The following is a 13,469-nucleotide window of genomic DNA, read 5'->3' as shown; positions in this document are numbered from 1 at the left end:
TTTCGCCATGAAGCTCGACCAGAGCGCCAAGTCCCTGTTCCTGAAGGAGTTCGCGGCCGCCTTCGTGCTGTCGCTGCGCTACTTCTTCAAGCCCAAGGCGACGCTGAACTACCCCTTCGAGATGAACCCGCGCTCGCCCCGGTTCCGCGGCGAGCACGCCCTGCGCCGCTATCCCAACGGCGAGGAGCGCTGCATCGCCTGCAAGCTGTGCGAGGCGGTGTGCCCGGCCCAGGCGATCACCATCGAGGCGGGGCCGCGGCGCAACGACGGCACGCGCCGCACGACGCGCTACGACATCGATATGGTGAAGTGCATCTACTGCGGATTCTGCGCCGAGGCCTGCCCCGTCGACGCCATCGTCGAGGGTCCCGGCATGGAGTTCTCCGTGGAGACGCGCGAGGAGCTGCTCTACGACAAGCAGAAGCTGCTCGAGAACGGCGAGCGTTACGAGCGGGCGATCGCGAAGAACATCGCGCTCGACGCGCCTTACCGCTAAGGACGAAGCCGGACGCGGGCGCATCGGGTTGTGCGCCTCGGATACCGGGTCTATAGACGAGCCGCCCGGACCCCCGGGCGGCTTCCTCCAGAGCCTCCCGCGACGCGCCGGCGCCAACCTCGCCCGCGGACCGGCTCGACGGGCTTCGAGCGAGCGAGCATGAGCGTCACGGCAGCCTTCTTCTACCTCTTCGCCGGCATCACGGTGGCCTCGGCCTTCCTCGTGATCGCCTCCCGCAATCCCGTGCACGCCGTGCTCTTCCTCATCCTCGCCTTCGTGAACGCGGCGGGGCTGTTCGTGCTGCTCGGGGCCGAGTTCCTGGCGATGATCCTGGTCGTCGTCTACGTCGGCGCGGTGGCGGTGCTGTTCCTGTTCGTGATCATGCTGCTCGACATCGACTTCGCCAGCCTGCGCCAGGGGGTGCTGCAGTACCTGCCCATCGGCGCCACCGTCGGGGTGATCTTCCTCGTCGAGCTGATCCTCGTCGTGACCACCTACGCCGTCGATCCGGCGCTGCTCGCCGCCGAGCCGGTGGTCGGCGAGGTGCCGGTGATGACGAACACGGCCGCGCTCGGCTCGGTGCTCTACACCCGCTACGTCTACTTCTTCCAGCTCGCGGGGCTGATCCTGCTCGTCGCCATGATCGGCGCGATCGTGCTCACCCTGCGCGAGCGGGTCGGCACCAAGCGCCAGGACGCGGTGCGCCAGGGCCTGCGCACGAAGGAGGAGGCGATCGGCATGACCTCCCCGCCGATCGGCAAGGGATTGGGCAAGGGACTCGGGTCGGGGCTCGGCTCGGGGCTCGGCTCGGGATCCCCCGCGCCCGCCCGCCCCCGCGAAGACGCCTGAGGAGGACGCGCGATGATCGGCCTGACCCACTTCCTCACCGTCGCCGCGATCCTGTTCACGCTCGGCGTGGTCGGCATCTTCCTCAACCGGCGCAACGTGATCGTCATCCTGATGTCGATCGAGCTGATCCTGCTCGCGGTGAACATCAACCTCGTCGCCTTCTCGGCCTTCCTCAACGACATCGTCGGGCAGGTCTTCGCGCTGTTCGTGCTGACGGTCGCGGCGGCGGAGGCGGCGATCGGCCTCGCGATCCTGGTCATCTTCTTCCGCAACCGCGGCACCATCGCGGTGGAAGACATCAACACGATGAAGGGCTGAAGGCCGCGCCATGTACCAAGCGATCGTCTTCCTGCCGCTCGTCGGCTTCCTCGTCGCCGGTATCTTCGGCCGCTTCATCGGCGCGCGCCCGAGCGAGATCGTCACGACCGCGCTCCTCGTCGTCTCGGCGGCCCTGTCCTGGGTCGCCTTCTTCGACGTGGCGATGGGCGAGGGGCCGGACGTCTTCCGCGTCCAGGTGGCGACCTGGATGGTGTCGGGCGGGCTCGCGGTCGATTGGGCGTTCCGCATCGACACGCTGACCGTGGTGATGCTCGTCGTCGTCAACACCGTCTCGGCGCTCGTGCACCTCTACTCGATCGGCTACATGCACGAGGACCCGTCGCGGCCGCGGTTCTTCGCCTACCTGTCGCTGTTCACCTTCGCCATGCTGATGCTGGTGACGTCGGACAACCTCGTCCAGATGTTCTTCGGCTGGGAGGGCGTGGGCCTCGCCTCCTACCTGCTGATTGGCTTCTGGTACCAGAAGCCCTCCGCCAACGCCGCCGCGATCAAGGCCTTCGTGGTCAACCGCGTCGGCGACTTCGGCTTTGCGCTCGGCATCTTCGCCGTGTTCTTCCTGTTCGGCTCGGTGCAGTTCGAGGAGATCTTCGCCCAGATCCCGGCCTATGCCGAGGGCGGGGAGGGGCCGGTGCTGCTCGGCCTGTCGAACGTCGGCGCGCTCGAGCTCGCGGCGCTGCTGCTGTTCATGGGCGCGATGGGCAAGTCGGCGCAGTTCCTGCTGCACACCTGGCTGCCGGACGCGATGGAGGGCCCGACCCCGGTCTCCGCGCTGATCCACGCCGCCACCATGGTGACGGCCGGCGTGTTCCTGGTGGCGCGCATGTCGCCGCTCTACGAGTTCACGCCCACCGCGCTCACGGTCGTCACCTACATCGGCGCGCTGACCGCGTTCTTCGCGGCCACCGTCGGCCTCGTGCAGAACGACATCAAGCGCGTGATCGCCTACTCGACCTGCTCGCAGCTCGGCTACATGTTCGTCGCGCTCGGCGTCGGCGCCTACGGGGTGGGCATCTTCCACCTGTTCACGCACGCCTTCTTCAAGGCGCTGCTCTTCCTGGGCGCGGGCTCCGTCATCCACGCGCTGCACCACGAGCAGGACCTGCGCAACATGGGCGGGCTTCGCCGCCACATCCCGTTCACCGCCGCGATGATGGCGATCGGGACGCTGGCGCTGACCGGCTTCCCGTTCACGGCGGGCTACTACTCGAAGGACGCGGTGATCGAGGCGGCCTACGCCTCGCCGACGACGGCGGGTGACGTCGCCTTCGTGGCGACCGTGATCGCGGCGCTGTTCACCTCCTTCTATTCCTGGCGGCTGTTCTTCATGGCCTTCACCGGCGCGCCGCGCTGGGCCGGGCACGGCGATGCGGTCCACGCGTCGGGCGGGCACGACGACCACGAGGGCGTGGCGCACGGGGCGCACGACCAGGATCTCGAGCCCGCGACCGCCGCGCCGCACGAGCATCACGGCCATGCGCATCAGCCGCACGAGAGCCCGCTCGTGATGACGATCCCCCTCGGCATCCTCGCGGTCGGCGCGCTCGCCGCGGGCTTCCTGTTCAAGGAGAGCTTCGTCGGCCACGACTGGAGCCACTTCTGGGAAGGTGCGATCTACACCCGTGAGGGCAACACGATCATGGAGGACTTCCACTACGTCCCCGCCTGGGTCGTGTGGTCGCCCTTCGTGGCGATGGTGATCGGCTTCGCGCTCGCGTTCTGGATGTACGTGCGCGACAAGGCCGTGCCGGCGCGCCTGGCCGCGCGCCACCCGGTGATCTACCGCTTCCTGCTCAACAAGTGGTACATCGACGAGCTCTACGACCTGATCTTCGTGCGTCCCGCCAAGCGCCTGGGCCGCTTCCTGTGGCGCACGGGCGACGGCAAGATCATCGACGGGCTCGGGCCGGACGGCGTCTCCGCCCGCGTGCTCGACGCGACCTCCTGGGTCGTGAGGCTGCAGACCGGGTACGTCTACCACTATGCCTTCGTCATGATGATCGGCGTCGCGGCGCTGGTCACCTGGTACCTCGTCACGGGAGCCCGTTGATGTTCGGCTTCGGCATACTCTTCGGGCTCCTCGTCCTCCCGCTCGTCGGCGCGGCCTTCATCCTGGTCCAGCGCGGCGAGGACGAGGCGACGATCGGCAACGTGCGCTGGGCGGCGCTGGCGACGACGATCGTCACCTTCCTGCTGGCGCTCGTCGCCTGGGCGCGCTTCGACACCGGCGTGCCCGGCTTCCAGCTCGTCGAGACGCATGCCTGGATCTCGCCCGAGATCGCCTTCAAGCTCGGCGTCGACGGCTTCTCGATGCCGTTCGTGCTGCTCACCGCCTTCCTGATGCCGTTCTGCATCCTCGCCTCGTGGGAGACGATCACGACGCGGGTGAAGGAGTACATGGTCGCCTTCCTGGTGCTCGAGACGCTGATGATCGGCGTCTTCGTGGCCCTCGACCTGTTCCTGTTCTACATCTTCTTCGAGGCGGTCCTGATCCCGATGTTCCTCATCATCGGCATCTGGGGCGGCAAGCGGCGCATCTACGCCTCGTTCAAGTTCTTCCTCTACACGCTCCTCGGCTCCGTCCTGATGCTCATCGCGATGATCGCGATGTACTGGACCGCTGGCACCTCCGACATCGAGCGCCTCCTCGCCTTCGGCTTCGACCCGTCGCTGCAATGGTGGCTGTGGCTCGCCTTCTTCGCCTCCTTCGCGGTGAAGATGCCGATGTGGCCGGTCCACACCTGGCTGCCGGACGCGCACGTCGAGGCCCCGACCGCGGGCTCGGTGATCCTGGCCGGCATCCTCCTGAAGATGGGCGGCTACGGCTTCGTGCGCTTCTCGCTGCCGATGTTCCCGGACGCGTCGGTGGAGTTCGCGCCGCTCGTGTTCACGCTCTCCGTGATCGCGATCATCTACACCTCGCTGGTCGCGCTGATGCAGGAGGACATGAAGAAGCTCATCGCCTACTCGTCGGTGGCGCACATGGGCTTCGTCACGATGGGCCTGTTCACGATGACCCCCCAGGGCATCGAGGGCGCCATGTTCCAGATGGTCTCGCACGGGCTCATCTCGGGGGCGCTGTTCCTGTGCGTCGGCGTGATCTACGACCGCATGCACACCCGCGAGATCTCCGCTTTCGGGGGCCTGACGAGCCGCATGCCGCTCTACGCCATCGTCTTCCTGACGCTGACCATGGCGAACGTAGGCCTGCCCGGCACGTCCGGGTTCGTCGGCGAGTTCCTGACCATGTTGGGCGCCTTCCAGGCGAACTTCTGGGTCGCGTTCTTCGCCGCCTTCGGCGTCATCCTTTCGGCCGCCTACGCGCTGTGGCTCTACTGGCGGGTGATGAACGGCCCGCTGGAGAAGCCGGCGCTCGCCGTCCTGCCGGACCTGACGCGCCGCGAGATCGTGATGCTCGCCCCGCTCGTCCTGCTCGTCATCTATTACGGCGTCCAGCCGCAGCCGATCCTCGACGCCTTCGCGGCGCCGACGGAAGCCGTTCTGCGCGCCGCGGCGCCCGCGCTCGAGGGGGCGGCCACCGCCCTCGCCGGCGCGCAGTGAGGACCTGACATGCTGCCCGAATCGGCCGTTCCGCTCCCCGTCTTCCCCGTCCCCGCGCTCGGCCCGGCCCTGCCGGAGATCGTGCTGGCGGCGGGCGCGCTCGTCCTCGTCCTGGTGGGCGCCATCCGCGGCGAGCGCTCGACGGCGCTCGTCTCGGCGGGCGCCATCGGGCTGATGCTGGTGGCGCTGGCGCTGGTCTTCCTCGCCCCGGCCGAGACGCAGACGACCTTCTTCGGCGCCTTCGTGTCGGACGCCTTCGCGCGCTTCTTCAAGGTGCTCGTGCTGATCGGCTCGATCGTGGCCCTGATGATGTCCCACGACCATTTCAGGAGGCTGGGGATCGACCGGTTCGAGTACCCGATCCTGATCGTGCTCGCCACGATCGGCATGATGGTGATGGTCTCCGCGGGCGACCTGATCGCGCTCTACATGGGCCTCGAGCTGCAGTCGCTGGCCGCCTACGTCATCGCCTCGATCCACCGCGACGACGCGCGCTCCACCGAGGCGGGGCTGAAGTACTTCGTGCTGGGCGCCCTCTCCTCGGGGCTGCTGCTCTACGGCGCCTCGCTCGTCTACGGCTTCACCGGCACGGTGTCCTTCGAGGGCATCCAGCTCGCGCTCGGCACGGGCGGCGCCTCGACGGGCGCGATCTTCGGCCTCGTCTTCGTCGCCGCCGGCGTGGCCTTCAAGATCTCGGCCGTGCCCTTCCACATGTGGACGCCGGACGTCTACGAGGGCGCGCCGACGCCGGTCACCGCCTTCTTCGCCTCCGCGCCGAAGATGGCGGCGATGGCGCTGGCGGTGCGCCTGTTCATGGACGCCTTCCCGACGATCGTCGACGAGTGGCGCCAGATCGTGATCTTCATCTCGCTGGCCTCGGTGATCCTCGGCTCCTTCGCCGCGATCGGGCAGACGAACCTCAAGCGCCTGATGGCGTACTCCTCCATCGGCAACGTCGGCTTCGCGCTGGTCGGCCTCGCCGCCGGAACCGAGGCGGGCGTGCAGGGCGTCCTGATCTACATGGCGATCTACCTCGTGCTGACGCTCGGCGGCTTCGCCTGCATCCTGGGCATGCGCCGCGGCGGCGTCGTGCTGGAAGACATCTCGGACCTCGCCGGCGTCTACAAGAACCACCCCGGCCTCGCCTTCTGCCTCGCGGCCGTGGTGCTGTCGCTCGCGGGCATCCCGCCGCTCGCGGGCTTCTTCGCCAAGCTCTACGTCTTCCTCGCCGCGGTGGAGGCGGGGCTCGCGATCCTCGCCGTGATCGCGGTCGTGGCCAGCGTGCCGGGCGCGTACTACTACCTGCGCATCGTCAAGGTCATGTACTTCGACGAGCCGGTGGCGCCCTACGACCCGATGCCGGCGCCGCTCGGCGGGGTCATGGTCGTGTCGAGCGTATTCAACCTGATCTTCTGGCTCGTGCCGGCGCCCCTCTTCGCGGCGGCGCTGATCGCCGCGCAATCGCTGTCCTGAGCGGGTGGAGCTCTCGCCGCACGCTCGCGCGCTCGGATACGCCCTCGACGTGCGCGCCGTCACGGGGTCGACGAACGACGACGCCGCGGCGGCCCTGCGCGCCGGCGCGTCGGGGCCGCTGTGGATCGTCGCCACGCGCCAGGAGGCGGGGCGTGGGCGGCTCGGGCGGACCTGGGCGTCGCCGGAGGGGAACCTCTACGCGTCGGTCGCGCTCGTCGCGCCGTGCCCGATGCGCGAGGCGCCACAGCTCGGCTACCTCGCCGGGCTCGCGCTCCTCGACGCGGTGCGCGCCGTCGCGCCCGAGGGGGCCGCTGGCCGCTTCGCCCTGAAGTGGCCGAACGACCTGCTGCTCGACGGCGGCAAGCTCGCCGGGATCCTGCTCGACGGGGTGGCGCGCGCCGACGGGCGGACGGGCCTCGTGATGGGTTTCGGCGTCAACGTGGTCGCCGCGCCGGCGGACGCGCCCTACGCGGTGGCGCGCCTCGCGGACGTCGCGCCGGGGATCGGGCGCGAGCGCCTGTTCCTGGCGCTGTCGGACGCGTTGGCCGAGCGGCTCACGGCGTTCGCGGGCGCGGACCCGCAGGTGCGGCTCGCGCGTCTACGCGAGGCGTGGCTGACGCAGGCCGCAGGCCGCGAGGGCGGCGCCCGCGTGCGCGTCGCCGATGGATTCAAGCAGGGGAGGGTGGCCGGCCTCGACGGCCAGGGCCGCCTCCTCCTGGAGACCGAGGCCGGCATCGAGACGATCGAGGCCGGCGACATGACGATCATCTCCCGTGACATGCGCGAACGACGGGATTCGCACCCACACGAAGGACGAAGGTGACACGGACACATGGCTGACCAGAACAACGAGCTCGTCTTCCTGCCGCTGGGCGGGCTGGGCGAGATCGGCATGAACGCCGCGCTCTACGGCTACGGGCCGCGGGGCGAGCAGCGATTCGTCATGGTGGATTGCGGGCTGAGCTTCGCCGGCGAGGAAGCGCCGGGCATCGATCTCGTCCTGCCCGACATCGCCTGGATCGAGCAGCGCAGGAAGCAGCTCGCCGCGATCTTCATCACCCACGCGCACGAGGACCACATCGGCGCCCTCATCGACCTGTGGCCGCGCCTGAAGGTGCCGGTCTACATGACGCGCTTCGCCGCGAACCTGCTCGAGGCGCGCCGTCTCGGCGAGCCGGGCGCGCCGAAGATCGACATCCGCGTGGTGGAGCCGCGCCGGCGCACCGAGTCCGGGCCGTTCTCGATCGAGTATATCCCCGTCGCGCACTCGATCCCCGAGTCGCACGCGCTCGCCATCCGCTCGCCGGCGGGCCTCGTCGTGCATACCGGCGACTGGAAGATCGATGCGACGCCGACCGCCGGCGACATCACCGACGAGGCGGACTTCCGCCGGCTCGGCGACGAGGGCGTGATCGCGGCGATCTCGGATTCCACCAACGTCATGCGCGAGGGGGTGAGCCCGAGCGAGCGGCAGGTGGCCGAGGGGCTGGCCGAGGTGATCAAGGCCTCGCCCTACCGCGTCGCGGTCACCACCTTCGCGTCGAACGTCGCGCGCCTGCGCGCGGTGGCGATCGCCGCCGAGGAGTGCGGCCGCGAGGTGGTGCTGGTGGGGCGGGCGATGGAGCGCGTCGCCAACGTGGCGCGCGAGCTCGGCTACCTGGACGGCGTCAAGCCCTTCCGCTCGGCCGACGCCTACGACCGGCTCCCGCGCGACAAGGTGGTCGTGCTGCTGACGGGCTCGCAGGGCGAGCCGCGCGCGGCGCTCGCACGCATCGCCCGGGACGACCACCCGGCGATCGCGCTCGCCGCCGGCGACCGGGTCGTGTTCTCCTCGCGCCAGATCCCCGGCAACGAGAAGGCCATCGGCTCGATCATGAACCAGCTCGCGCAGGCGGGCATCGGCATCGTCACCGACGCGGACGGGCTCGTCCACGTCTCCGGCCACCCGCGCCGGGGCGAGATGCGGATGATGTACGAGTGGCTCAAGCCCGCCTGCGTGATTCCCGCGCACGGCGAGGCGGTGCACATCGCCGAGCACGCGCGCTTCGCCCGCTCCTGCGGCGTGCCCCACGCCGTCGTCGCCAGGGACGGCGCCATGGTGCGCCTCGCGCCGGGCAAGCCGGAGGTGGTCGACCACATCAAGGCCGGGCGCCTCTACAAGGACGGCGACATCGTCATCGGCGAGGACGACCGTGCCCTGCCGGAGCGGCGCAAGCTCGCGGTGTCGGGCATCGTCACCGTGGCGATCGCCATCGACGCCCGTGGCGAGATCCAGGGCGATCCGGCGGTCGACGTGATGGGCCTGCCGCTCCTCACCAAGGCCGGCGAGGAGATCATCGACATCGTCGCCGATGCGATCGGGCGCACGCTCGACGGCATGCCGCGGGGCAAGCGCCGCGACAGCGACTTCGTCGAGACCGCGGTCGCCCGCGCCGTGCGCTCCGCGGTGAACGGGCAGTGGGGCAAAAAGCCCGCGTGCCACGTCCTCGTCGTCGAGGTATGAGGAACCGGGCACGAGACGCGGAAGGGGAGCGAGGCGAATGATCGGTCGGCTGAACCATGTGGCGATCGCCGTGGGCGACATCGCCAGGGCGAGCGCGGTCTACCGCGACACGCTCGGCGCGGAGGTCTCCGCGCCGGTCGCCCAGCACGAGCACGGGGTGACGACCGTGTTCATCACGCTGCCGAACACCAAGATCGAGCTGCTCGAGCCGCTGGGCGCGGACAGCCCGATCGCCAAGTTCCTGGAGCGCAACGCCGACGGCGGCATCCACCACGTCTGCTACGAGGTGGAGGACATCATCGCCGCCCGCGACAAGCTCGTCGCGGCCGGCGCGCGGGTTCTGGGCGGTGGCGAGCCGAAGATCGGCGCCCACGGCAAGCCGGTGCTGTTCCTGCACCCGAAGGACTTCTGCGGCACGCTCGTCGAGCTGGAGCAGGCCTGAGCCATGCGGTCCCCCGCCGAGACAGTGAAGCTCCTCGCCACCTCGCTGCCGGCGGCGATCGCCGTGATCGTGGCGCTGATCGCCCTCTCGGTGGTGCTCGGCATGGTCCTGTTCGGGACCGGCATCGCCGGGGCGCTGGCCTTCTACTTCGTGGTGTGGTGGATCATGCTGTTCGCCGTGCTGCCCTTCGGCGTGCGCAGCCAGCACGAGACGACCGAGATGATCCCCGGCACGGAGCCCGGCGCGCCGGTGGCGCCGGGGCTCGTCGAGAAGGCGATCTGGACCACCGTCGTCGCCGGCGTGGTGTTCCTGATCGCGCTGGCGCTGCTGCCCTTCGCGGGGCTCGTCTGAGGCGGCGGGCCCCGCGCCGCCTCACAGGATGAAGCGGCTCAGGTCCGCGTTCTTGGCGAGGTCCGCGACCCGCGCGCGCACGTAGTCCCCGTCGATCGTCACGGTCTCGCCGCCCTTCTCGGAGGCGGCGAAGGAGATCTCGTCGAGGGTGCGCTCGATCACCGTCTGGAGGCGGCGTGCGCCGATGTTCTCGACGTTCGAGTTCACCTCCACCGCGATCCGCGCGAGCGCGTCGATGCCGTCCTCGGTGAAGGCGAGGGTGACGCCCTCGGTCGCCATCAGCGCCACCGACTGCTTGATCAGGCTCGCCTCCGTCTCGGTGAGGATGCGCCGGAAGTCGTCGACGTCGAGGGAGGAGAGCTCGACGCGGATCGGCAGGCGCCCCTGCAGCTCCGGCAGGAGGTCCGAGGGCTTGGAGACGTGGAAGGCGCCCGAGGCGATGAACAGGATGTGGTCGGTCTTCACCGGCCCGTGCTTGGTGGTGACGGTGGTGCCCTCGATCAGCGGCAGCAGATCGCGCTGCACGCCCTCGCGGGAGACGTCGGCGCCCGCGCGGCCCTCGCGCGCGCAGACCTTGTCGATCTCGTCGAGGAAGACGATGCCGGCGTTCTCCACCTCGCGGATCGCGTCGGCGACGAGCGCCTCCTGGTCGAGGAGCTTGTCGCTCTCCTCGGCGATCAGCGGCTCGTAGGCGTCCTTGACGGTCATCCGGCGCGGCTTGGTGCGCCCGCCGAAGGCCTTGCCGAACATGTCGCCCAGCGAGATCGCGCCGACCGAGGCGCCCGGCATCCCGGGCAGCTCCAGCATCGGCATCCCGGAGGATCCCGCCTGCATCTCGAGCTCGATCTCCTTGTCGTCGAGCAGGCCGTCGCGCAGCTTCTTGCGGAAGCTCTCCCGCGTCGCGGGCCCCGAGCCGGGGCCCACGAGCGCGTCGAGCACGCGCTCCTCGGCGGCCATCTCCGCCTTCGCCTTCACCGAGCGCCGGCGCTCCTCCTTGACGAGGCCGATGCCGATCTCGACGAGGTCGCGCACGATTTGCTCGACGTCGCGCCCGACATAGCCGACCTCGGTGAACTTCGTCGCCTCGACCTTGAGGAAGGGCGCACGCGCCAGCTTGGCGAGGCGCCGCGCGATCTCGGTCTTGCCGCAGCCGGTGGGCCCGATCATCAGGATGTTCTTGGGCATCACCTCGTCCCGGATCGGGCCGGTGAGCTGCTGGCGGCGCCAGCGGTTGCGCAGCGCGATGGCGACCGCGCGCTTGGCGTCCGTCTGCCCGACGATGTAACGATCGAGCTCGGAGACGATCTCGCGGGGGGAGAAGGTGGTCATGCCGGATCCTGTGCTGATCGGTGCGCGGTAGGGAGGGGAACGCGATGAAGCCCACGATGTGGCTGATCGCCGGGGCGAACGGGGTGGGCAAGACGACCTATGCCTTCCGGCACATCCGTGCGGTCTCGGGCTCGGACGAGTTCGTCAACCTCGACGAGCTGGCGCGCGGCATCTCTCCCCTCAACGTGGAGAAGGGCCGAATCCGGGCGTCGCGCATGGCCGTAGGGTTGATCGGCGACCTGATGACCGCCCGACGCTCGTTCTCGCTGGAGACGACGCTGGCGGGGCGGACGCATCTGCGCACGGTCGATGCCGCGCGCGCGGCCGGCATGGAGGTCGTCATCCTGTACTTCGCCGTCGCGACGGTTGAGACCTGCCTCTACCGCATCGCCCGCCGGGTCGCCGAGGGCGGCCACGACGTGCCGGAGGTCGAGGCGCGCCGGCGCTGGACGCGCTCCCTCGCCAACCTTCCCTCCTATGCGGAGAAGGCCGACCTCTGGCGGGTGTTCGACGCCAACGGCAAGCCCGCGATCGTCGCCGAGGGGCGCGGCGGCTGCATAGCCATGCGCGGCGACGCGTCCGGACTGCCGCCGCCGCTCGCAGTGACGCTCGACGCGATGCCCGCCTGCGCCGGGGCGTGAGGCTTGCGCGATCGCGCGAACAGGCCGCATCAGACGGCGCTCTCCAGGCTCTCGATGACGAGGTTGCCGTTGGTGTAGACGCAGATGTCGGCCGCGATCTGCAGCGAGCGGCGCACGACGGTCTCCGCGTCGAGATCGGTGTCCATCAGCGCGCGGGCGGCGGCGAGCGCGTAGTTGCCGCCGGACCCGATCGCCATCACCCCCGCCTCCGGCTCGAGCACGTCGCCCGCGCCCGAGAGCAGCAGGCCGACGTCCTTGTCGGCGACGAGCATCATCGCCTCGAGGCGGCGCAGGTAGCGATCCGTGCGCCAGTCCTTGGTCAGCTCGACGCAGGCGCGCACGAGCTGCCCGGGATATTGCTCGAGCTTGGCCTCGAGCCGCTCGAACAGCGTGAACGCGTCGGCGGTGGCGCCGGCGAAGCCGCCGACGACCGCACCCTTGGCCAGCGTGCGCACCTTGCGGGCGTTGCCCTTCACGATCGTCTGCCCGAGGCTCACCTGACCGTCCCCGCCGACGACGAGCTTGCCGTCCTTGCGGACCATGAGGATCGTCGTGGCGTGCATGCGCGGGGCGGCGTTGTCGTCGTGGGACACGGGGCGGGGCTCCGGTTCGTGCGATCGGTGTCCAGGGTGACTTAAGCAGCGGGAGGGGGATTTCCAACCGGGCCGGGACATGCGCCGCCCCGGTTCCTCCCCGGAGGGGAGGAGTCCGTGCGAAGCACGGGCGGTGGGGCCGTTCGCTGGATGGTCGAGCCGGCCCGCCGCCCTCCCCACCCTCCGGCCTTCGGCCTGCGTCCTCCCCTGCGGGGAGGTGGCGGTCGGCGGCTCGCATCGGCGTCTGGTCATCCGGCCCGGCGCTTGCTAGAACGCGCGCCCGACCATCACACGGGACGAACCGCCATGCGCGCCGCGCGCGTCGACCGCCGGACCTCCGAGACCGACGTCTCGCTCTCCCTCGCCCTCGACGGGACGGGCGCGGCGACGATCGCGACGGGGGTCGGCTTCCTCGACCACATGCTCGATCTCCTGGCGCGTCACGCGCTGTTCGATCTCGAGGTGAGCGCGAAAGGCGACACGCATGTGGACGATCACCACACGGTGGAGGACGTCGGCATCGCGCTCGGCCGGGCCTTCCGCGAGGCGCTGGGCGAGAAGCGCGGCATTGTGCGCTATGCCACCGTGCATCTGCCCATGGACGAGACGCTGAGCCGGGTGTCGATCGACATCTCCGGGCGGCCGTTCCTGGTCTTCCGCACCGCCTTCCCGACGCAGAAGATCGGGACGTTCGACACCGAGCTCGTGCGCGAGTGGTTCCAGGCCTTCGCGACGAACGCCGGCGTGACGCTGCATGTCGAGACGCTCTACGGCGAGAACAGCCACCACATCGCCGAGAGCTGCTTCAAGGGCCTCGCCCGGGCGCTGCGCGCGGCGGTCGCGGTCGACCCGCGCGAGGCGGACCGTATCCCCTCGACCAAGGGAGCGCTGTGAG

The 13,469-nt window shown here is 69.9% G+C and carries 14 protein-coding genes; 12 read left to right on the top strand and 2 right to left on the bottom strand.

The window, feature by feature from the left end; translation table 11 throughout:
* The first annotated feature begins 7 nt into the window (after positions 1 to 7).
* The 10 genes from nuoI (at position 8) to G407_RS0106765 (ending at position 10,011) form a co-directional block, all read left to right on the top strand.
* Positions 8 to 496 carry an NADH-quinone oxidoreductase subunit NuoI gene (gene nuoI / locus G407_RS0106810; RefSeq protein ID WP_029030207.1) on the top strand — a complete coding sequence of 163 codons (489 nt, stop codon included), beginning with the start codon at positions 8 to 10 and terminating at the stop codon, positions 494 to 496.
* A gap of 159 nt (positions 497 to 655) precedes the next feature.
* A complete protein-coding gene (locus G407_RS26215; RefSeq protein ID WP_084327365.1) occupies positions 656 to 1,345 on the top strand; it encodes an NADH-quinone oxidoreductase subunit J in 690 nt (229 codons plus the stop codon).
* Positions 1,346 to 1,357: 12 nt separating this feature from the next.
* Entirely contained in the window at positions 1,358 to 1,663 is a 306-nt protein-coding gene (nuoK, locus tag G407_RS0106800) for an NADH-quinone oxidoreductase subunit NuoK (RefSeq protein WP_029030206.1), read from the top strand.
* Between the two features lie 10 nt (positions 1,664 to 1,673).
* Entirely contained in the window at positions 1,674 to 3,731 is a 2,058-nt protein-coding gene (gene nuoL, locus G407_RS0106795) for an NADH-quinone oxidoreductase subunit L (RefSeq protein WP_029030205.1), read from the top strand.
* The gene (locus G407_RS0106790; protein ID WP_029030204.1) at positions 3,731 to 5,242 is read left to right on the top strand and encodes an NADH-quinone oxidoreductase subunit M; all 1,512 of its coding nucleotides are present in this window, start codon (positions 3,731 to 3,733) and stop codon (positions 5,240 to 5,242) included. The genes nuoL and G407_RS0106790 overlap by 1 nt, the downstream gene beginning before the upstream one ends.
* A gap of 9 nt (positions 5,243 to 5,251) precedes the next feature.
* Complete coding sequence (gene nuoN / locus G407_RS0106785) at positions 5,252 to 6,715, top strand: NADH-quinone oxidoreductase subunit NuoN (RefSeq protein WP_029030203.1); 1,464 nt, start codon at positions 5,252 to 5,254, stop codon at positions 6,713 to 6,715.
* Positions 6,716 to 6,764: 49 nt separating this feature from the next.
* On the top strand, positions 6,765 to 7,538 hold the full coding sequence (locus G407_RS26210) for a biotin--[acetyl-CoA-carboxylase] ligase (RefSeq protein ID WP_169728767.1): 774 nt from the start codon (positions 6,765 to 6,767) through the stop codon (positions 7,536 to 7,538).
* Positions 7,539 to 7,547: 9 nt separating this feature from the next.
* Complete coding sequence (locus tag G407_RS0106775; RefSeq protein WP_029030202.1) at positions 7,548 to 9,218, top strand: ribonuclease J; 1,671 nt, start codon at positions 7,548 to 7,550, stop codon at positions 9,216 to 9,218.
* 37 nt (positions 9,219 to 9,255) lie between these two features.
* On the top strand, positions 9,256 to 9,660 hold the full coding sequence (mce, locus tag G407_RS0106770; RefSeq protein ID WP_029030201.1) for a methylmalonyl-CoA epimerase: 405 nt from the start codon (positions 9,256 to 9,258) through the stop codon (positions 9,658 to 9,660).
* A gap of 3 nt (positions 9,661 to 9,663) precedes the next feature.
* The gene (locus G407_RS0106765; protein WP_052341049.1) at positions 9,664 to 10,011 is read left to right on the top strand and encodes a DUF1467 family protein; all 348 of its coding nucleotides are present in this window, start codon (positions 9,664 to 9,666) and stop codon (positions 10,009 to 10,011) included.
* Between the two features lie 21 nt (positions 10,012 to 10,032).
* Here G407_RS0106765 and hslU read toward each other — a convergent pair whose 3' ends face one another.
* Positions 10,033 to 11,340: an ATP-dependent protease ATPase subunit HslU gene (gene hslU / locus G407_RS0106760; protein ID WP_029030199.1), complete on the bottom strand. Its 1,308-nt coding sequence runs from the start codon at positions 11,338 to 11,340 to the stop codon at positions 10,033 to 10,035.
* Positions 11,341 to 11,384: 44 nt separating this feature from the next.
* Between hslU and G407_RS26205 the strand changes: the two genes are divergently transcribed.
* Positions 11,385 to 11,981 carry an ATPase gene (locus G407_RS26205; protein ID WP_052341048.1) on the top strand — a complete coding sequence of 199 codons (597 nt, stop codon included), beginning with the start codon at positions 11,385 to 11,387 and terminating at the stop codon, positions 11,979 to 11,981.
* A gap of 29 nt (positions 11,982 to 12,010) precedes the next feature.
* Here G407_RS26205 and hslV read toward each other — a convergent pair whose 3' ends face one another.
* Positions 12,011 to 12,544, bottom strand: coding sequence for an ATP-dependent protease subunit HslV (gene hslV / locus G407_RS0106750; RefSeq protein ID WP_043539188.1), 534 nt, complete (start codon positions 12,542 to 12,544; stop codon positions 12,011 to 12,013).
* A gap of 336 nt (positions 12,545 to 12,880) precedes the next feature.
* On the opposite strand from hslV, the gene hisB reads away from it, so the two are divergent.
* On the top strand, positions 12,881 to 13,468 hold the full coding sequence (gene hisB, locus G407_RS0106745) for an imidazoleglycerol-phosphate dehydratase HisB (protein ID WP_029030197.1): 588 nt from the start codon (positions 12,881 to 12,883) through the stop codon (positions 13,466 to 13,468).
* Position 13,469 lies beyond the last annotated feature (1 nt).

Source organism: Salinarimonas rosea DSM 21201 (assembly GCF_000429045.1).
GTDB lineage: Bacteria > Pseudomonadota > Alphaproteobacteria > Rhizobiales > Beijerinckiaceae > Salinarimonas > Salinarimonas rosea.
The sequence above is the reverse complement of the archived record's forward strand: the minus strand, read 5'-3'. Positions and strand labels throughout refer to the sequence as shown.

Excerpts from the sequence above, each read along its gene's own strand:
- nuoK (WP_029030206.1), top strand. The coding sequence starts at position 1,358 with ATGATCGGCCTGACCCACTTCCTCACCGTCGCCGCGATCCTGTTCACG.
- nuoN (WP_029030203.1), top strand. The coding sequence starts at position 5,252 with ATGCTGCCCGAATCGGCCGTTCCGCTCCCCGTCTTCCCCGTCCCCGCG.
- nuoL (WP_029030205.1), top strand. The coding sequence starts at position 1,674 with ATGTACCAAGCGATCGTCTTCCTGCCGCTCGTCGGCTTCCTCGTCGCC.
- hisB (WP_029030197.1), top strand. The coding sequence starts at position 12,881 with ATGCGCGCCGCGCGCGTCGACCGCCGGACCTCCGAGACCGACGTCTCG.
- G407_RS26215 (WP_084327365.1), top strand. The coding sequence starts at position 656 with ATGAGCGTCACGGCAGCCTTCTTCTACCTCTTCGCCGGCATCACGGTG.
- mce (WP_029030201.1), top strand. The coding sequence starts at position 9,256 with ATGATCGGTCGGCTGAACCATGTGGCGATCGCCGTGGGCGACATCGCC.
- hslU (WP_029030199.1), bottom strand. The coding sequence starts at position 11,340 with ATGACCACCTTCTCCCCCCGCGAGATCGTCTCCGAGCTCGATCGTTAC.
- G407_RS0106765 (WP_052341049.1), top strand. The coding sequence starts at position 9,664 with ATGCGGTCCCCCGCCGAGACAGTGAAGCTCCTCGCCACCTCGCTGCCG.
- hslV (WP_043539188.1), bottom strand. The coding sequence starts at position 12,544 with ATGCACGCCACGACGATCCTCATGGTCCGCAAGGACGGCAAGCTCGTC.
- G407_RS0106775 (WP_029030202.1), top strand. The coding sequence starts at position 7,548 with ATGGCTGACCAGAACAACGAGCTCGTCTTCCTGCCGCTGGGCGGGCTG.
- nuoI (WP_029030207.1), top strand. The coding sequence starts at position 8 with ATGAAGCTCGACCAGAGCGCCAAGTCCCTGTTCCTGAAGGAGTTCGCG.
- G407_RS0106790 (WP_029030204.1), top strand. The coding sequence starts at position 3,731 with ATGTTCGGCTTCGGCATACTCTTCGGGCTCCTCGTCCTCCCGCTCGTC.
- G407_RS26205 (WP_052341048.1), top strand. The coding sequence starts at position 11,385 with ATGAAGCCCACGATGTGGCTGATCGCCGGGGCGAACGGGGTGGGCAAG.